The following is a 16,764-nucleotide window of genomic DNA, read 5'->3' on the forward strand; positions in this document are numbered from 1 at the left end:
GCCCCTCAGTCCCATTCCAGGCCGCCGCGCCGCCACACGTACGCGTAGGCGACGAAGACGGTGAGCACGAAGAGCAGCATCTCCACGAGCCCGAACACACCCAGGGCGTCGAAGGTGACGGCCCAGGGGTAGAGGAAGACGATCTCGATGTCGAAGACGATGAAGAGCATCGCCGTCAGGTAGTACTTGATGGGGAAGCGCCCGCCGCCGGCCGGCGTGGGGGTCGGCTCGATGCCGCATTCGTAGGCTTCGAGCTTGGCGCGGTTGTACCGCTTCGGACCGATCAGCGTGGCCATGACCACGGAGAAGATCGCAAAGCCTGCCCCGAGGGCTCCCAGTACGAGGATGGGCGCATACGCGTTCACCGCTCCTCGCTCCTCTCAGTCGGCACTGACTGCTGGCGGGTGGTACCCGGGCTCACTTCTGCCTCGTCCGCCCCCTCAACCCCGTTCGTCCCGGACGAAGATCGAGAACATGTGAAGCAGGTCACAAGCCCAACTGCCTCGCATCCTATGCCCGGCGCTCTGTGATCTGCGACACGGGGTATTCCACAAGCTTTGTGATCTCCACCACCTGACGAAGGATCATGAAGTCGGATGAGCGGTGATCTTCACACTCGAAGCGTCAGAGTGATCACCAGAGGTGACATTTTCGCTCGTCGGGCCAGCTCAGGAGGGGCGTCTCCATATCAAGAGGGTTCGCCTGCATGCAAATTGGTGTTGGACGTCCCCCCTTGATAGAGGGCGGCATTCACACATCAGGGGGAGGTCCGGGGCGAGATGTGGACGTGTGCACGCGTTCACGAGCGCCCGGCGGACCCCGGACCGCGCGAGACGCATCCCCTCGGGTGACCGTTCCGTGACCTGCGCCACATCCGTGAGAGGCGGATGAAAACCGGGCTTGGCCAACGGTCTCAACCAGTGGTAGGCGCCGGGCAATCCGGACGTAACGACGAAAGCACGTGATCACAGGCTTGGAAGGGTGTGTCCGCAATGCCCGTTACGGCGTCAATAAGGAGCCGGGCGCCGGGTTTTCGCGACGCCGATTGAACAACTGTGGCGCAGCCCACGTTTCTTGTAGGTATGGAGGAGCCCCTGATACCGATTGCTCTCATGTCCCACACCGCTCACATACGCAGCCACCGGAAGCCCCGCCGCACCGCGTCCTCGACGATCGCGATGCGCGCCGGAGTTGCCGGTGGCGTTCTCAGCATGGCGGCGGCCGGTGCGTCGGCAACGGCCAACGCCGCCGAGCCGGTGACGCAGACGATCGAACTGCCCACCCTCACGGCCGACCTGTCCACTCATGTCGCCGAGTCCGCGGACGCCATGGAGCTGGCCGCCGCGAACTACGAGCTGGCCGCCGAGCGTGACGCGGCCGCCGCCCAGGCCGCCAAGGAGGCCAAGGCGGACCTCGCGGTGGCGAAGAAGAAGGAGGAGGCCCGGAAGAAGGCCGCCGAGGAGGCCGCAGCCCGCCGGGCAGCGGCCGAGGAGGCCGCCTCCCGCTCCGCGGAGCGGACCGAGCTCACCACGCAGTCCACGTCCGCCTCCGAGACCGCCTCGGCCCCGGCCAGCGGCTCCGTGGGCACCGTCATCGCCTTCCTCAAGGCTCAGCTGGGCGACGCGTACGTCATGGGTGCCACCGGCCCCAACGCCTGGGACTGCTCCAGCCTCGTCCAGGCCGCCTTCCGCGAGGTCGGCGTGGACCTCCCCCGCGTCTCCCAGGACCAGTCGATGGTCGGCACCGAGGTCGGCACGTCCAACCTCCAGGTCGGCGACATCCTCTACTGGGGCGGCAAGGGCTCCGCGTACCACGTGGGTGTCTACATCGGTGACGGCCAGTACCTGGACGCGGCCAACCCCTCCAAGGGTGTCGTCATCCAGGACCTGTCCGGCTACCCGGCCTCGGGCGCGGTGCGCGTGCTCTGAGCCGCGCGAGGCGCTCCGGCGCACGCAGGACCGGGTGAAGGGCCGCAGCCGCTCGGGGGCAGCGGCCCTTCACCGTTTGCGCGGTGGGGTGTTCGGCCTGCCCGGCCGCCTGAAGGGTCCGGTCGACCGGAAAGGTCCGGACAACCGGAAAGGTCCGGTCGGCTCGAAAGATCCGGTCCGCCCGAAATAGCCGGCCGCCATGCGGATGGGCAGGCATGCCCGATATGTGGAGACGGCTCGGGCGATACACCGAGACGGCTCGGGTGGAATACCCGAACTGTCCCGCGGTGTGCAGATTTTCGCCGGGCGCCCTTTTCCGGGGCGCCCGGCTTCGTTCACGCCTTGGGTGCCACCTTGCTCAGCCCGTTGATGATGCGGTCCATGGCGTCGCCGCCGGCCGGGTCGGTGAGGTTGGCCAGGAGCTTGAGGGTGAACTTCATCAGCATCGGGTGCGTCAGGCCCCGCTGCGCGGCGATCTTCATGACCCTCGGGTTGCCGATGAGCTTCACGAAGGCACGGCCGAGCGTGTAGTAGCCGCCGTAGGTGTCCTTCAGGATGCGCGGGTAGCCCTGGAGGGCCGTCTCGCGCTGGGCGGGCGTCGCGCGGGCGTGGGCCTGGACGATGACCTCGGCGGCGAGCTGCCCGGACTCCATGGCGTAGGCGATGCCCTCGCCGTTGAACGGGTTCACCAGGCCGCCGGCGTCACCGACGAGCAGCAGTCCGCGCGTGTAGTGCGGCTGGCGGTTGAAGGCCATCGGCAGGGCGGCGCCGCGGATCGGGCCGGTCATGTTCTCCGGGGTGTAGCCCCAGTCCTCTGGCATGGAGGCGCACCAGGCCTTGAGCACCTCGCGCCAGTCCAGCTCCTTGAAGGAGTCGGAGGTGTTGAGCACGCCCAGGCCGACGTTGGAGGTTCCGTCGCCCATGCCGAAGATCCAGCCGTAGCCGGGCAGCAGCCGGTCCTCGCCGGGACCGCGGCGGTCCCACAGCTCCAGCCAGGACTCCAGGTAGTCGTCCTCGTGGCGCGGGCTCTCGAAGTACGTGCGGACGGCGACGCCCATCGGGCGGTCCTCACGGCGGTGCAGGCCCATCGCGAGGGACAGCCGGGTGGAGTTGCCGTCGGCGGCGACCACCAGCGGGGCGTGGAAGGTGACTTCACGCTTCTCGTCGCCGAGCTTGGCCTTCACGCCGGTGATGCGGCCGGTGCGGTCGTCCACGATCGGGCCGGAGACGTTGCACTGCTCGTAGAGCCGGGCGCCCGCCTTCTGGGCCTGGTGGGCGAGTTGCTCGTCGAAGTCGTCCCGCTTGCGGACCAGGCCGTAGTCGGGGAAGGAGGCGAGATCCGGCCAGTCGAGCTGGAGGCGGACGCCGCCGCCGATGATCCGCAGGCCCTTGTTGCGCAGCCAGCCGGCCTCCTCGGAGACGTCGATGCCCATGGCCACCAACTGCTTGACGGCACGCGGGGTGAGGCCGTCGCCGCAGACCTTCTCGCGCGGGAACTGGGTCTTCTCCAGCAGAAGGACGTCGAGACCGGCCCGGGCCAGGTGGTAGGCGGTGGTGGAGCCTGCTGGCCCCGCGCCCACGACGATCACATCTGCGGTGTTGTCGGAGAGGGGCTCGGTCACGGCGGGATCTCCCCAAGGCTCGAAATCTGCGTGCCGACCGGCACTGGACATGGGCAGTCTATGCAGCACAATTGATCAACCGGCTGAAGGGCTGCCCCGTGAACCGAGCTCTCCCCGCTGTACGGCTGCGCGTTCCGACCGACGAGGACGCCGTCGTGTGGCACCGGATCTTCGATCACCCGGACGTCATGGAGTTCCACGGCGGCAGGGCCTGGGAGCTCTCCGCGTACGAGGAGCTGACCGCCCGCCAGCGCCGGCACGACGCCGAACTGGGCTTCTGCCTGTGGAGCATGCTCGACGAGTCCGGCGAGGTCATCGGCTTCACCGGGGCCCAGCCGTGGCCGGCCGAGTGGGGGCCGAAGGGCCGGATCGAGATCGGCTGGCGGCTCGCCCGCCCGCACTGGGGCAAGGGGTATGTCACCGCGGCCGCGCGGGAGACCCTGGAGCGGGTCCGCACGGCGGGCGTGGACGACGTCGTGGCCATGGTCAACGCCCGGAACGCCCGCTCGATCGCGGTGATCGACCGGCTCGGCATGCGGCTGGCCGAAACGTTCGTCAGCCCGGAGTCGAAGCAGCAGGGGCGCTGCTACGAGCTGAGCCTGTGACGCACGGTAACCAGTTGCTACAGATAGCGACTTGACGCTTCCGGGCGGCACTCCTCGGCGTTACCCTGCCAGTACCGCTGGGGGTGACATCTGTGAGCTTCACACGCAAAACACCCGAAGTGCATGTGCCGAAACTCGTCGGGCTGATGGCCGTGGACGCCCGCCGCGAGGCCGAGGAGCACGGGGTGTTCCTCGCCGCGCCGGACCGGCCCGACTTCCATCTCACCGTCGTCGACTACGTCGTACGGCAGTATCCGCCGCCCGGTGTGGAGGTGCCGCGGGACGCCGTCGTCACGGTGTGGTTCGACTTCGGGCGGGGCGAGGGCGGCGGAGGCGTACGGGAGCCGCGGCTGCCGCGCCCCGGGGGCGGCGGACTGGAACGGGAACTGGACGAGCCGGGCGATCCGTACCCGACCCTGGCGGGCTGACGGCCGGCGGCGGACGGTCACGGGCGCCGGCCGACGATGGCGGGCGTCGGCGGCGCGGGAACCCCGCCCGTGCCCTCAGGCTCGCTTGAACCCCCGGTGCAGGGCCACGACCCCGCCCGTCAGGTTGCGCCACGCCACGTCCGACCAGCCGGCGTCCTGCAGCCGTGCCGCCAGCGCGGGCTGGTCGGGCCAGGCGCGGATGGACTCGGCGAGATAGACGTACGCGTCCGGGTTGGACGACACCGTGCGGGCGACCGGCGGCAGGGCGCGCATCAGGTACTCGGTGTAGACCGTGCGGAACGGCGTCCAGGTCGGGTGCGAGAACTCGCAGATGACGACGCGCCCGCCGGGCCGGGTGACCCGGTACATCTCGCGCAGGCCGGTGCCGAAGTCCTGGACGTTGCGCAGCCCGAAGGAGATCGTCACCGCGTCGAAGGTGTCGTCCTTGAACGGCAGCCGCGTGGCGTCGCCCGCGGTGAACGGCATCCAGGCCTGGCGCCGCTTGCCGACGCGGAGCATGCCGAGGGAGAAGTCGCAGGGCACGACGTAGGCGCCGGCCTGTGTGAAGGGCTGCGAGGACGTGCCCGTACCGGCGGCGAGGTCCAGGATCTTCTGCGCGGGGCGGGCGTCGACCGCCTTCGCGACCTCCTTGCGCCAGCGCCGGTCCTGCCCGAGGGACAGCACGTCGTTGGTGAGGTCGTACCGTTCCGCCACGTCGTCGAACATCGAGGCGACTTCGTGCGGCTGCTTGTCCAGGGATGCGCGGGTCACGGGTTCATTGTGGCAGCAGGGGGTGCGGCGGCCGGGCAGCGGCCCTCCCGCCGGTGCGCGTCAGTGTGCCCGGTAGAGCAGGCGTCCGCCCAGCACCGTGGCCACACAGGTGCCGGACCCCTCCCGCACCAGGGCCGTGCGGTCCGGCACGTCGAAGACGGCGAACCGGGCCGGGCCGCCCGGCAGCAGGGGAGGCAGCAGGATCAGCGGAACGGGTGAGAAGGACGGCGGGCCCGGCAGTGACGGCGGGCGCTGCCCCACGAGCAGCCCCGCGCGCCGCACCGCGTCCAGCGCGCCCCGCTCCCGCAGCTCCCCCGCGATGGCGACGGTCCCGTGCGCCAGGAGCCGCTGCACGCCCCGGCGTGCGCTGGCGCCCTTCCGTGCGGGGTCCGCGCGGAACAGCGCCTCCGCGCGCGGCCCGCCGATCGGCCGGGTGCCGTACGTGTCGGCCTCACGCGGGTCGGGGTGGTACGTGTGCTCCAGCAGCTCCGGCCCGTAGGGGTTGAGCAGTCCGGGCGTGAGGATGCCGGGCCAGCGCCGCACGCGTGCCTGCGGGTGGGCGGCGGTCAGCTCCTCGTACCGGCCGACGGCGGCGAGGTGCGCGCCGTCGACCAGCACGGCGGCCTCCGGGGAGGCCTCGGCGACGTGAAGGGTCAGCAATTCCGGACCAGTTCCACTGCGGTCCGCCCGTTCCGGCGGAGCGGGGCTGTCAGTTGGCGGCGAGGATCTTCAGCTCGGGGTGGGCCGTGCCGCCCTCGATGGCGGTCGAGGAGATGTGGGAGACCACGCGCTCGTCGACGGGGTCGTTCGCCGGGTCGTCGTGCACGAGGAGGTGCTCGTACGTCGTGCTGCGCTGGGCCGGGACACGGTCGGCGCCCCGGATCATCTCGATCATCTCCATCAGGTTGGAGCGGTGCTTGGCACCGGCCGCGGAGACGACGTTCTCCTCCAGCATGATCGAGCCGAGGTCGTCCGCGCCGTAGTGCAGGGTCAGCTGGCCCGCGTCCTTGCCCGTGGTGAGCCAGGAGCCCTGGATGTGCGCGACGTTGTCGAAGAACAGCCGGGCGATCGCGATCATCCGCAGGTACTCGAAGATCGTGGCCTGGGTGCGGCCCTTCAGATGGTTGTTCTGCGGCTGGTACAGGTACGGGATGAAGGCCCGGAAGCCGCCCGTGCGGTCCTGCACGTCACGGATCATGCGCAGGTGCTCGATGCGCTCGGCGTTGGTCTCGCCGGTGCCCATCAGCATGGTGGAGGTCGACTCCACGCCCAGGTTGTGCGCGGTCTCCATGATCTCCAGCCAGCGCTCGCCGCTCTCCTTCAGCGGGGCGATCGCCTTGCGCGGCCGCTCCGGGAGCAGCTCGGCGCCGGCGCCCGCGAAGGAGTCGAGACCGGCCGCGTGGATGCGCTGGACGGCCTCCTCCACGGACACCTCGGAGATCCGCGCCATGTGCTCGACCTCGCTCGCCCCCAGGCTGTGGATGACGAGCTGCGGGAACTCCTTCTTGATCGCCGAGAAGTGCTTCTCGTAGTACTCCACGCCGTAGTCCGGGTGGTGGCCGCCCTGGAACATGATCTGGGTGCCGCCGAGTTCGACGGTCTCCGCGCAGCGGCGCAGGATGTCGTCGAGGTCGCGGGTCCAGCCCTTGTCGCTCTTGGGCGGGGCGTAGAACGCGCAGAACTTGCACGCCGTCACACAGACGTTCGTGTAGTTGATGTTGCGCTCGATGATGTACGTCGCAATGTGCTCGACACCGGCGTAGCGGCGGCGGCGTACGGTGTCGGCGGCCGCGCCCAGCGCGTGCAGCGGGGCGTCGCGGTAGAGGTCGAGCGCCTCCTCGGGGGTGATGCGCCCGCCCCCGGCGGCTCGGTCGAGGACGGACTGGAGGTCGGCCTTCTCGGTCACCGGGTGTCCCTTTCGTCAAGGAATCAAGAAAGGTGCGCGCGCAGCGCTCGTTGCAAGGGTGGTGGTGGGAGACGGGTGGGCGGACTGATCCAGGTTACGCCAGGGGGTTCGGGAGGCTGACGTCAGGCCGTGTACGCCCCGGCCAGGACTCCCAGCAGGGCTCCGCCGATGAGGAAGGGGCCGAAGGGGATCTCCGTCCTGCGGTCGGCGCGGCGGGCGACGACCAGCGCGCCGCCGTAGAGCGCGCCCAGCAGGAACCCGGCGAAGGTGCCGAGCATGACCGTTCCCCAGCCGTACCAGCCGAGCGCCGCGCCCGCGCCGAGGGCGAGTTTCACATCGCCGAAGCCCATGCCGCCGGGGTTGATCAGGAACAGCACGAGGTATCCGGCGCCGAGGGCGAGCGCCCCGAGGACGGTCGTCGTCCACTCCCCCGAGTGCTCGGGCAGCAGCGCGGCGAGGCCCAGCAGGGCGACGGCCGCGGCGGCCAGGGGCAGCGTGAGCGGGTCGGGCAGCCGCCTCACCCGCAGGTCCACCGCGGCCAGCAGCACGCAGACGGGCGCGAGCAGCAGCCAGACGCCCAGTTCGGGCCGGGCCCCGGTGGCCGCGGCGAGCGCGGCGCAGACCAGTGCCGTGGCGGTCGCGGGACCGAGCGCTCCCGGGCCGTACGACGCTCCGGGCGCGGTCGGCACGGGGTGCCGGGCGGCGGCAGGGGCGGACGCGGGCAGGGCGGGGGCGTCGGCCGGAGGCGCTTCGGCGGCTTCGGCGGCTTCGGCCGAGGACAGGTCGGCGTCGGCGTCGGCGTCGGCGTCGGCCAGAGGTGTATCAGCGGCATCGGCCGGGGGCGCGCCGGCGGCGCACTGCGGGCAGCGGGCGCGGCCGGTCCAGCCCCGGAGGCGATGCCCGCCCGGGCACCGCTCGTGCCAGGGCTCCCCCGCGGGCGCGGAGAAGCGGTGGATCGCGCGCGGCAGCAGGGCACCGGCCGCCGCGCCCCACAGCACGGCGAGGACGACCAGCGCGGACTCGATCGTGTCCACGGTCGGGGCACCCGGCCCGGTCATCCCACCGCCGTGACGCCGTCGCGCCAGGACGGCAGGAGCTCGTCCAGCAGGGCCTCCGTGCGGGGCGGGAGGCCGCGGGCACCGCTGCGGCCGACGAGGTCGGCGGCGAGCGTGGTGAGACGGGCCGTGTCGCCGGTGGCGTGGGTGGCGCGCAGCAGTTCGTGCCACAGCCGCTCGTCGGCGGGAGCCGTCCGCAGGGCGGCGTCCAGCGCCTCGATCGCCTTCTCCGCGCGGTCCTTCTCCAGATGGAACTCGGACAGCGCGAGCCCGATGTCCGCGACGAGCAGCGGAAGCTGGGCGTCGATGATCTCGTGGGTGAGCCAGCGGTAGCGGCCCTCGGGCCGGTCGGCGAGCAGCGGGCCGCGCACGAGCACGAGCGCGTCGGTGAGCAGCCGCCCGCGCACGACCCGGTTGTCCACGCCCCGGCCCTGGGTGGCCTCGTGGTAGAGCGAGCGCAGCACGTCGAGGTCGGAGACTACGGACTTGGCGAGGGTGAGGCGTCCGGCGGAGTCGGTGGCGAGGCGGGGCGTGCCGTCGGGGTCGGCGCCGAGCCAGTCGCGCAGCCGGTCGAGCAGCGCGTCACGGACGTCGTCGGTGACACCGCGCGGCCACAGCGCGGAGGCCAGCACGCGCGGGTGCACGCCCTCGCGGTGCAGGAGCAGCAGGGCGAGGGCCTCGTGCTGGAGGGCGCTGCGCTCGCCGTCGGGGGTGTCCAGGCCGATGATCTCGTACGAGCCGACGAGGCGGGCGTAGACGGCGGGCCGGCCCTGTTCGCTGATGTCGACGAGGAACGGCGGGGTGGTGACCGGGCCCCGGGGGCCGTCGTCGCCGGGGTCTGCCTCGACGAACAGCTCGACGACGGCGCGCTGCTGCGGCACCGGCAGGAGCTGGGCGTCGAGTTCGAGGCCGAGCAGGGGCGCGAGCAGCTTGCCCTCGCCGGTGATCTCCATCTCCCAGGAGGCGCCGGGCAGATCGCCGGTCCCGGTGCCGACGAGGTAGCCGATGCCGAGGCGGCCGGCGTCGGCGGCGAGTTCGGCGAGCTTGAGGGCGTCCTCGGCGGACGGCTCGGCGGCGAGCAGCACCAGGTGCGGCGCCCAACGGGTGTGCTGCGCGGGCCCGGTGCGGCCGGTGAGCACGGAGTCCTGTCCGGCGGCGCCGAGCGCGCCGCGCCGCTGCCGGGTCTCGGCGTCCATCGTCTCGATCAGGTCGTCGACGCCGTCGAGGTGGCGCAGCCGGTTGGGGGCGAGCGGGGTGAGGTCCTCGCCGAAGCCGACGAGGGTGATGGTCATACGGTCCGACCAGCCGTTGGTGGCGAGTTCGGCGGCGACGGAGGCGAACACCGCGGCCCGGTCGGCCTCGTCGCCGCTCAGCGAGACGAGGCCGGGCACGGCCTCCAGGTTGAGCAGCAGCCGCGACTCGTCCATGGTGCCGAGGCTGACCAGGCCGGGGTACGGGGCGGCGGTGTCGACGTCCTCGTAGGCCTCGGCGTCGGCGCGGGCCAGCATCCAGAACGTCTGGTCCTGCCCGAGCTGCCAGGGCGCGGGCGGCGTCCCGGCGGGCTGGGCGAGCTGGAGGTGGAGGTCGCCGTTGCTCAGCCAGGCCGCGTAGACGACGGGCAGCGGGCGCGACAGGTGCGTGAGGGCGGCGGCGAGGCCGCGCAGGGAGCGGTCCAGCAGGCGTACGGCCTCGGGGTCGGCGCCGACCATCAGCGCGTCCTGGGCGTCGGCGGCGGCGCCGGTCGGGGTGGGCGGTTCCATGCCGCGGCGCCCGCCCACGGCCCCGACGGCCGACTGCCACAGGGCCTGGCGGCGACGCCGGCCGAGGGCGCCGAGCAGGCCGGCGGCGAGGAGGGGGGCGCCGAGGAGTGCCTCGGGGAGGCCGAAGGAGCGGCCGTCGTCGGCCGCGGTGGCCTGCTGCCCGGACGGGGCCTGCGACTGGCCGGCGCCGTGCCCGGGAGCGGGGGCGGGGGCCGGGGCGGGGCGCTGCTCGGGCAGGGACACCTCGCCCGCGCCGCCCGCGCCGCCCGCCTGCTCGCCGCCGCCCTGCTGCTGGGCGTGGTCGCCGGTCCTGGCGTAGTCGCGGATCTGCTCCCGCACCTCGGGCGAGACGGCGGGCGCCTCGTCGGGCATCTCGACGAGTTCGCCGCCGCGGGCGTCGCCGGGCATCTCCATGATCCAGCCGGGCCGGATGAGGCTGGCCTCGGACAGCCGGGAGCCGTCGGGCTGCACACGGTCCTTGTTGAGCTGGTAGATCTCCTTGTAGCGGCGGCCGTCGCCGAGGTGGCGTTCGGCGACCTCCCACAGGGAGTCGTGATGGCGGCCCTCGGGCGGCTGGATCCGGTAGTACTTCGTGTCGCCCTTGGCTGCGGCGCCGGGTGCGGCGGTGTGGGCGGCGGCGTCGGCGGCCTGTTCGGCGAGCGCGGCGGCCGTGGAGGAGGCCTGCTCCTGCGTCTGCGCGAAGAGGCCGGGGGTGGCCTGCGCGGCGGCGACGGCCGGGCGCTGGTTGCCCTCCAGGTTCTGCCCGAGCTGGGACAGACCCGGGGTGAAGCTGGCGGCCGTCGCGCCGACCAGCAGCAGCGCGGCGACCAGCTGCCGTGCGAGCAGCTGGCTGGCCCCGGCCCCGGGCACCCGTCCCGGTACGCCGACCCCGGACACGGCGGCCTTCACCTCGACGAGCACGCACGCGGTGAACTGCGCCCAGGCCAGCCACACGATGACGGTGAGGATGTTCAGGAACGTCTGCACCGAGATCTCGCGCTGGAGCCAGTCCAGGCTGGGCGCCCCGTCCGGGAACGGCCACCCGAACTGCGACGCCAGCCCCAGCGGCACGCCGAACACCAGCGCGGCGAGCGCGACGAAGGCGAGGAACGCCTTCACGAAGTCCCCGAAGGTACGCCGCCGCACCCGGACGGGCTGCGGGGTGCGGTTCCTCGGGGCCGGCGTGCTTCCCGTCGAGCTTGACGAGCTGGAACTGCGGCGTCGCGGCATGGCGGGTGTCCTGAGGTCGGGTGCGTGGGTGAAGCGTGTTCGGGCGCCGGGCAGAAGGGTCTGCCGAGCCTGAGGAGATCTTATGGACCGGGCCGTCGGCCCAGAAGCGAGTACTGGAACCCTGTTCGCCAGTTCACGAATTTCCGCCCGTTACACCCCACTTGCGCCCACTCGGGCCTGCCACCCTCCCCAGGATCTTCACCACACCCGGTCGCTCTGCGGGGACCCCGGCCCCTTCTGCGGCTAGATTCACACGTACGTTCTGATGCACGCATTGCAGGCGTTACGGGGGTAAACGCGTGTCGTATCGGCCGACCGACTGGCATGTCCTGGACCTGGACAAGGACCCGACACCCGGCGACCCACAGCGAATCCGCCAACTCGCGGGCACGTTGCACAACTTCGCGGACGACGTGGCCGAGGCGCTGCGCGATCTGAAGGGTGTCGCGAAGGAGGACGAGATCCTCTCCTGGGCCGGGAAGACGGCCGAGGTCTTCGCGGACGAGTTCGGCGACGCCCCGAAGAAGCTGCGCAAGCTGAGGAAGTCGTACGACCTCGCGGGCGACGCCCTCGCCTCGTTCTGGCCCGACCTCCAGGAGGCGCAGGACAAGGCGGACAAGGCGCTGCGGGACGGCCGCAAGGCCCGTGACGAACTGAGCACGGCCAGGACGGCGTTGACCGGCGCCGACGACTGGGTGCGCAGGGCTACGGAGAAGACCGACTCCTACGACTCGTCGAAGAGCGGCGGCAAGGACGTCCCGAAACCGGACGAGACGGAGGTCCGCAGGGCCACCCGTGACGCCCAGCACGCCAAGGAGCGCCAGGAGGCGGCCCAGCGGGACGTCGGCGCCGCCCAGAACGCCCTGGAGGCGGCGAAGAAACTGGCCTCCCAGGCCCGGGGTCTGCGCGAGGAGGCCGCCCGCCGGACAGTCACCAAGCTCAACGAGGCCTCCGACGCCGGTATCCCCAACCGGCACTGGTGGGAGGAGATCGGCGACTGGGTCACCGACAACTGGGACGAGATCGTCACCGTCTGCAAGTGGGTCGTGATGGTCGTGGGCATCATCGTCATGATCATCGGCGGCCCACTGGGCTGGCTGGTCTTCGCGGCGGCACTCGTCGTCCTGGCCGACACGGTCAGAAAGATGCTCAACGGCACAGCGGGCTGGGGCGACCTGGCCTGGGCGGTCCTGGACTGCATCCCCGCCACCAAGGGCTTCACCAGCCTGGCCAAGCTGGGGAAGCTGTGGAAGGCGGGCGGGCTGAAGGCGCTCGGCGCCGGGGCGATGAAGGGGATCGGCGGGGGGCTGAGGAATGTCGCCAACAGCGTCCGGCAGTTGAAGAACGTTCGCTTCTCGTTCTTCAGCATGATGGGCAAGAGCCGGTGGTGGAAAGCCGATTCGCCTCACGTGGGCCCTCCCGGCCGGGCAGCCGACGACGCTCTCCCCTCGGACGTCCCCATTTATCACAAGCCCGGCGCGACAGCCATCGGCTACGACCCCGCCACTCTGCGGAATTTCGATGTCGCGGAGCGACTCCCGGGATACCAGGACGTCATCATCCACGGAACGCGCGACGGCAGAATGGTGGCCGGCGAGGCGAATCGCGCCGGGGTCCGAGCGGGCGGTCACACGGTCAACCCGAACCATGTGCTTGATACAATCCAGCGAATACCCGGATACAACGGCGAGCCCGTCAGAATGCTGACCTGCCATTCAGGCGCAGCCCAGCCCCAGGTCATCCAGGATATGGCGAACTCTCTCGGAGTCCCCGTCAAAGCACCGACGAACGCGGTGGGTGTCCCCAGCTTCGGGGAAGGCCCCTTCACTCCGCACATCAAGGATGAAGGAGTATGGCTGACCTTCCTGCCCATGGTCTAGCTTCCGACAGTATCGAGGGACTTCTGATGATTCGACCCGTAGGTTTCTTCGTAGAACTTGCCCCCGGTTGGGGACTGCCTCTCGACGGTTCCATCAGGGACGCCGTCAGGCCGGCCGGCAAGCCCTACGAGGACCGGATCGCCGGCTACCTCAGAGCGGGAACGGGCATCTGGAGCGAGATGAGCGCCGGGCCCGACGTACTGGATCCCGAAGCTCCGGACCTTACGGGGATCGGCTCGCTCTACACCGACGGAACCTGGATCTGGCGCGAGGATCTCGTGTACTACCTGTCGAAGTACCACGTGAGTCTGCCCGCCGAATTCATCGATCACGTCAGACAACTCGACTACGCCGCTCCCCGGGTCCCGGACAGCAGGCTCATCGAAATCGCAACAGAGGATCTCGGCATGGACCTCGGCTAGCCGAGGTCCATCAGTGCGAAGGACAGCTGTCTCAATGCTCAGTTTTTCCCTGGCAGTTCCGGAAACCTGGTGGGAGTTCGACATCCGTCCGGAGGGACGCGAGTCGACCATCCGGTCCATGGTGGATGAACGGATCCGTGTGACGCCGGAACTCCAGCCCTATCGCGCGGACATGACGGCCATGCTGCACAAAATGGCCAAGGACGCGCACGATTCCGGTGCGGTCTACCTGGGCTGCATGGCCGAGAATTTCGAAGGGGTGCCGCTGGTCGCGACCCTCACGGTCGCTGCGGTCGGCGCCAGGAGCAAGCAGGGCGTCGCCCTGTCCACCGACCCGCGCGCCATCGCCGACAGTCTGCGGACGATCACGGCCCGTCGCGAGGGCGACGCGTGGCGGACGGTGACCACTGTCGAGATCCCCGAGGTGGGGGTGGTGGCACGGACGTACGGCGTGGAGGACGTGCCCGTCGCACAGGGCGACAGCCGGACCCTGCGGATGGCGCTGACCCAGACGTACATCCCGGTCCCCGGAACCACGGACCAGGTCCTCCTCGTCTCCGGCGCCAGCCCCGTCCTGGACCTGGCCGAGGCCTTCCACGACATCTTCGACGCCGTCACGAGCACGTTCCGCTTCGTCTGACCGACTCGCCTGGGGGACAAGGCACATGGGCAAGGGAAAGAGCGACCTCTCGCTCCCACTCGACGAGCTGGCCGGCTTCGGCAGCCAGCTCCGCTCCATCAGGACCCGCCTCAACCACACCAAGAAGCTCTTCGAGTCCTACAAGGACGACATCGGCGACAGCAGCGTCAACGACGCCCTCGGCGACTTCGAGTCCAACTGGGAGGACGGCCGCGAGGACATCACCCAGCAGCTCGACGCCCTCGCCGACATGTCCGAGGCGGTGGTACGCGAGTTCAAGAAGCTCGACGACGAGCTGGCCAAGAAGGTGCGGGAGGCGATGAAGGTCGAGGACAAGCGGGGAAGCAAGGGCGACAAGGGCAAGTGACGAAGCCGCCCTTCCCCCGCCGGGTCACCGTGCCCGGCCTCGGCGCCTGCCGGATCTGCGGTGCCCCCGCGCCCCTCGTCCCCGGGCGTGCGACGCCGTCGCCGGCTATCGCCTGCTCCGGGACCCGTGGGCGGAGCGTCCCGCGTTCCTGGACGGGAACCTCCACTTCTCCTGCGTGCGGGGGTCGGAGAGGAGCGGCGCGTTCCTCGAGGAGTTCACGCGGATGCTGCGCGCGGGGCACGAGGAGGTTCCGGCCCTGGACGGATCGCCGCCCGCGCTCACCCGGATGGGGCTGAGCATGACCGAGATCTTCTCGAGCACGGACTGCAGCGTCTTCGAGAGCGGGCTCGCCGACCGCTGGGTGGTGGTGACCCGAACCGGATCATGGTTCCGGCTCCGCCTGGACGACCTCGAGGAGATCGCCCGTGGCAACACACCCGTCTCGCCGTCTGCCGTGGGACCTCCCCGGCAGCCCCGGCCGTACGGCTCCAGGATCTCCTGACGGCCCTCGGAGCCGCCGACGCCTACGGACCGGCGGACTCCCTCACGCGGATCACGTACGAGTTCGTCGACTACTACCCGCCGAAACGCCACCTCGAGTACGTGACCCGGGCCCCGCTGCCGGTACCGGAGGAGGCGCGGGCGTTTCTCGCGGAGTACGTCGTCGGCTACGCCCCCGTCCGGTACCAGGCTGAGCGCTTCTCGGCGGTTCACCGGCCCGATCTCCGGGACGGAGCAGGAGCCCCGCGTCAGCCCACCTCGTTCTCCGCCACCGCCTGGCCGTGTACGACCACGTCGCCGCCGTAGAACATGCCGGTGAGGACCGGGGAGTACGTCAGCTGGATCTCCACCTCGACCTGGGCCGCGTCGGCCACCACGCAGTGGGACGCGGCGATGTCCGCACCGGTCATGTCCATCTCACGGGCGAAGGCCTTGACGCGGACGTCGCAGTTCTCGAAGTTGATGGGCGCCGGGCCGCCCTCGTTGTCGTAGAGCGCCTCGCGGTCGATGTCCTGGGCGGCGTAGCGGGCGGCCTGCTCGGCGATGTCCGCCGCCCGCTCCCGCTTGGAGATCGACAGACCGCCGTCGATCACGAAGGCGGAGAGCGACAGGAAGACCAGGGCGAAGATGATCACCGCGCCTGCGCCCGAGCCCCGGTCGTCCAGCATCAGCCGGCGGGACGCCGTCGCCCGCAGCCTCGGCAGCCATGTCCTCACGCCGTCCTCCGGAACGGGTCCAGCGGTGAGCTGAAGCTCGCCGAGAGGGTGGTCGGGATGTCCAGGCCCAGCATCGCCAGACCGCGCACCTCGCAGCTGACCTCGACCGTGAAGAAGGTGTCCGGCTCGAAGCCGGGGCTGGTCTGGCGGACGGAGACCGGGCCGGAGCACACGTCCTCCAGGTTCGCCCGCGCCGCCTTGCGCGCCTCGGCCATCGCTGTCGCGTGGTCCTTCTGGATGGACCCGGCACGGGCCGCGTCACGGGCGGCGCCGTCGATCGCGCCGCGCCCGTCGACCAGCTGGCCGAACGCGACCAGGACCAGGATGAACATGATCATCACCGGGGCCAGGATCACCACCTCGACGGTGGACAGCCCCTCGTCGGACCCCGAGGCGGACAGCCTCGCGCTCCCGGTCCCTGGCGCGCGTGCGGGACCGCCTTCCGGCGCGCTGACGCGCCTTGCCGCCGTCACGGATTCCCCTCTTCCGGCACGAACCGTTCCACCGGGCCCGACGACTGCGCGTGCACCGTCAGGTCCAGGCCGGGGAAGACCGTGGGCACCCGCGCGGTGATCTCCACGCCGACCGTGTTCTGCTCCGGCTGGAGCATCCGCACGTCCGGGGAGAGCACGAGCTGCGGGCCCAGCTGGGCGATGTAGGAGTCGACCACGTCCCGCGCCTCGCCCCGCCAGCCGCCCGGCTGCTGGTCGGCCGTGGCACGGGCCTTGCGCGCGCCGGCCTGGGCGGCGGCCTGGGCGACGTGATCGGCGAAGAAGTACAGCGCGAACTGCACCGTCGCGAAGATCATGAAGAACAGCACCGGCGTGAGCAGCACGAACTCGATCGCGGTCATGCCGGAGTCGCCGCGGGCGGACACCGTCTCCGTCCTGCGGCGCAACCAGCGAACCACGCGCACCAGCACAACCCCCGTCG

At 71.0% G+C, this 16,764-nt stretch carries 18 protein-coding genes; 8 read left to right on the forward strand and 10 right to left on the reverse strand.

The window, feature by feature from the left end:
- Positions 1-5: 5 nt before the first annotated feature.
- Positions 6-365, reverse strand: a complete 360-nt coding sequence (locus ACZ6SQ_RS29240; protein ID WP_007383963.1) for an NADH-quinone oxidoreductase subunit A — start codon at positions 363-365, stop codon at positions 6-8.
- A gap of 717 nt (positions 366-1,082) precedes the next feature.
- Between ACZ6SQ_RS29240 and ACZ6SQ_RS29245 the strand changes: the two genes are divergently transcribed.
- Positions 1,083-1,928: a C40 family peptidase gene (locus ACZ6SQ_RS29245; RefSeq protein WP_469567249.1), complete on the forward strand. Its 846-nt coding sequence runs from the start codon at positions 1,083-1,085 to the stop codon at positions 1,926-1,928.
- 335 nt (positions 1,929-2,263) lie between these two features.
- On the opposite strand, the gene ACZ6SQ_RS29250 is transcribed toward ACZ6SQ_RS29245, so the two are convergent.
- Positions 2,264-3,601, reverse strand: a complete 1,338-nt coding sequence (locus tag ACZ6SQ_RS29250) for a geranylgeranyl reductase family protein (protein WP_469567251.1) — start codon at positions 3,599-3,601, stop codon at positions 2,264-2,266.
- Positions 3,602-3,648: 47 nt separating this feature from the next.
- On the opposite strand from ACZ6SQ_RS29250, the gene ACZ6SQ_RS29255 reads away from it, so the two are divergent.
- Together ACZ6SQ_RS29255 and ACZ6SQ_RS29260 are read left to right on the forward strand one after the other, a co-directional pair.
- Positions 3,649-4,155: a GNAT family N-acetyltransferase gene (locus ACZ6SQ_RS29255; protein WP_469567253.1), complete on the forward strand. Its 507-nt coding sequence runs from the start codon at positions 3,649-3,651 to the stop codon at positions 4,153-4,155.
- 83 nt (positions 4,156-4,238) lie between these two features.
- Positions 4,239-4,583 carry a PASTA domain-containing protein gene (locus tag ACZ6SQ_RS29260; protein ID WP_469567255.1) on the forward strand — a complete coding sequence of 115 codons (345 nt, stop codon included), beginning with the start codon at positions 4,239-4,241 and terminating at the stop codon, positions 4,581-4,583.
- Positions 4,584-4,658: 75 nt separating this feature from the next.
- Here the strand turns inward: ACZ6SQ_RS29260 and ACZ6SQ_RS29265 are convergent, their stop codons facing one another.
- From ACZ6SQ_RS29265 to ACZ6SQ_RS29285, 5 genes are all read right to left on the reverse strand, one after another.
- Positions 4,659-5,354 (reverse strand): demethylmenaquinone methyltransferase, encoded by a 696-nt coding sequence (locus ACZ6SQ_RS29265; RefSeq protein WP_469567259.1) that lies wholly within the window; start codon positions 5,352-5,354, stop codon positions 4,659-4,661.
- Between the two features lie 60 nt (positions 5,355-5,414).
- Positions 5,415-6,014 carry an imidazolonepropionase-like domain-containing protein gene (locus ACZ6SQ_RS29270; RefSeq protein WP_469567262.1) on the reverse strand — a complete coding sequence of 200 codons (600 nt, stop codon included), beginning with the start codon at positions 6,012-6,014 and terminating at the stop codon, positions 5,415-5,417.
- A gap of 49 nt (positions 6,015-6,063) precedes the next feature.
- Complete coding sequence (gene mqnC, locus ACZ6SQ_RS29275; protein WP_469567264.1) at positions 6,064-7,260, reverse strand: cyclic dehypoxanthinyl futalosine synthase; 1,197 nt, start codon at positions 7,258-7,260, stop codon at positions 6,064-6,066.
- 122 nt (positions 7,261-7,382) lie between these two features.
- Positions 7,383-8,285 carry a prepilin peptidase gene (locus ACZ6SQ_RS29280; protein WP_469567441.1) on the reverse strand — a complete coding sequence of 301 codons (903 nt, stop codon included), beginning with the start codon at positions 8,283-8,285 and terminating at the stop codon, positions 7,383-7,385.
- 29 nt (positions 8,286-8,314) lie between these two features.
- On the reverse strand, positions 8,315-11,305 hold the full coding sequence (locus ACZ6SQ_RS29285; RefSeq protein WP_469567267.1) for a BTAD domain-containing putative transcriptional regulator: 2,991 nt from the start codon (positions 11,303-11,305) through the stop codon (positions 8,315-8,317).
- Between the two features lie 299 nt (positions 11,306-11,604).
- Here ACZ6SQ_RS29285 and ACZ6SQ_RS29290 point away from each other — a divergent pair, with 299 nt between their 5' ends.
- The 5 genes from ACZ6SQ_RS29290 (at position 11,605) to ACZ6SQ_RS29310 (ending at position 15,116) form a co-directional block, all read left to right on the forward strand.
- Entirely contained in the window at positions 11,605-13,185 is a 1,581-nt protein-coding gene (locus ACZ6SQ_RS29290; protein ID WP_469567268.1) for a putative T7SS-secreted protein, read from the forward strand.
- Positions 13,158-13,607: a hypothetical protein gene (locus tag ACZ6SQ_RS29295; RefSeq protein ID WP_469567271.1), complete on the forward strand. Its 450-nt coding sequence runs from the start codon at positions 13,158-13,160 to the stop codon at positions 13,605-13,607. The genes ACZ6SQ_RS29290 and ACZ6SQ_RS29295 overlap by 28 nt, the downstream gene beginning before the upstream one ends.
- Before the next feature lie 34 nt (positions 13,608-13,641).
- Positions 13,642-14,247, forward strand: a complete 606-nt coding sequence (locus ACZ6SQ_RS29300; protein ID WP_469567273.1) for a hypothetical protein — start codon at positions 13,642-13,644, stop codon at positions 14,245-14,247.
- A 25-nt stretch (positions 14,248-14,272) separates the two neighbouring features.
- Positions 14,273-14,614 carry a hypothetical protein gene (locus ACZ6SQ_RS29305; RefSeq protein WP_469567275.1) on the forward strand — a complete coding sequence of 114 codons (342 nt, stop codon included), beginning with the start codon at positions 14,273-14,275 and terminating at the stop codon, positions 14,612-14,614.
- Positions 14,615-14,789: 175 nt separating this feature from the next.
- The gene (locus tag ACZ6SQ_RS29310) at positions 14,790-15,116 is read left to right on the forward strand and encodes a hypothetical protein (protein ID WP_469567276.1); all 327 of its coding nucleotides are present in this window, start codon (positions 14,790-14,792) and stop codon (positions 15,114-15,116) included.
- A 247-nt stretch (positions 15,117-15,363) separates the two neighbouring features.
- Here ACZ6SQ_RS29310 and ACZ6SQ_RS29315 read toward each other — a convergent pair whose 3' ends face one another.
- The 3 genes from ACZ6SQ_RS29315 to ACZ6SQ_RS29325 all read right to left on the reverse strand — a co-directional run bounded on the left by ACZ6SQ_RS29315 (position 15,364) and on the right by ACZ6SQ_RS29325 (position 16,753).
- Complete coding sequence (locus ACZ6SQ_RS29315; protein WP_389333048.1) at positions 15,364-15,783, reverse strand: pilus assembly protein TadG-related protein; 420 nt, start codon at positions 15,781-15,783, stop codon at positions 15,364-15,366.
- A 44-nt stretch (positions 15,784-15,827) separates the two neighbouring features.
- Positions 15,828-16,232 (reverse strand): TadE/TadG family type IV pilus assembly protein, encoded by a 405-nt coding sequence (locus ACZ6SQ_RS29320; RefSeq protein WP_386380624.1) that lies wholly within the window; start codon positions 16,230-16,232, stop codon positions 15,828-15,830.
- 68 nt (positions 16,233-16,300) lie between these two features.
- Positions 16,301-16,753: a TadE family protein gene (locus tag ACZ6SQ_RS29325; protein ID WP_469567278.1), complete on the reverse strand. Its 453-nt coding sequence runs from the start codon at positions 16,751-16,753 to the stop codon at positions 16,301-16,303.
- Positions 16,754-16,764: the final 11 nt, after the last annotated feature.

The sequence above is a fragment of the Streptomyces sp. NPDC048600 genome, assembly GCF_055587025.1.

Coding starts and splice junctions, on each gene's coding strand:
- ACZ6SQ_RS29245 (WP_469567249.1), top strand. CDS start 1,083: ATGGAGGAGCCCCTGATACCGATTGCTCTCATGTCCCACACCGCTCAC.
- ACZ6SQ_RS29250 (WP_469567251.1), bottom strand. CDS start 3,601: ATGTCCAGTGCCGGTCGGCACGCAGATTTCGAGCCTTGGGGAGATCCC.
- ACZ6SQ_RS29285 (WP_469567267.1), bottom strand. CDS start 11,305: ATGCCGCGACGCCGCAGTTCCAGCTCGTCAAGCTCGACGGGAAGCACG.
- ACZ6SQ_RS29295 (WP_469567271.1), top strand. CDS start 13,158: ATGGCTGACCTTCCTGCCCATGGTCTAGCTTCCGACAGTATCGAGGGA.
- ACZ6SQ_RS29300 (WP_469567273.1), top strand. CDS start 13,642: ATGCTCAGTTTTTCCCTGGCAGTTCCGGAAACCTGGTGGGAGTTCGAC.
- ACZ6SQ_RS29305 (WP_469567275.1), top strand. CDS start 14,273: ATGGGCAAGGGAAAGAGCGACCTCTCGCTCCCACTCGACGAGCTGGCC.
- ACZ6SQ_RS29315 (WP_389333048.1), bottom strand. CDS start 15,783: ATGCTGGACGACCGGGGCTCGGGCGCAGGCGCGGTGATCATCTTCGCC.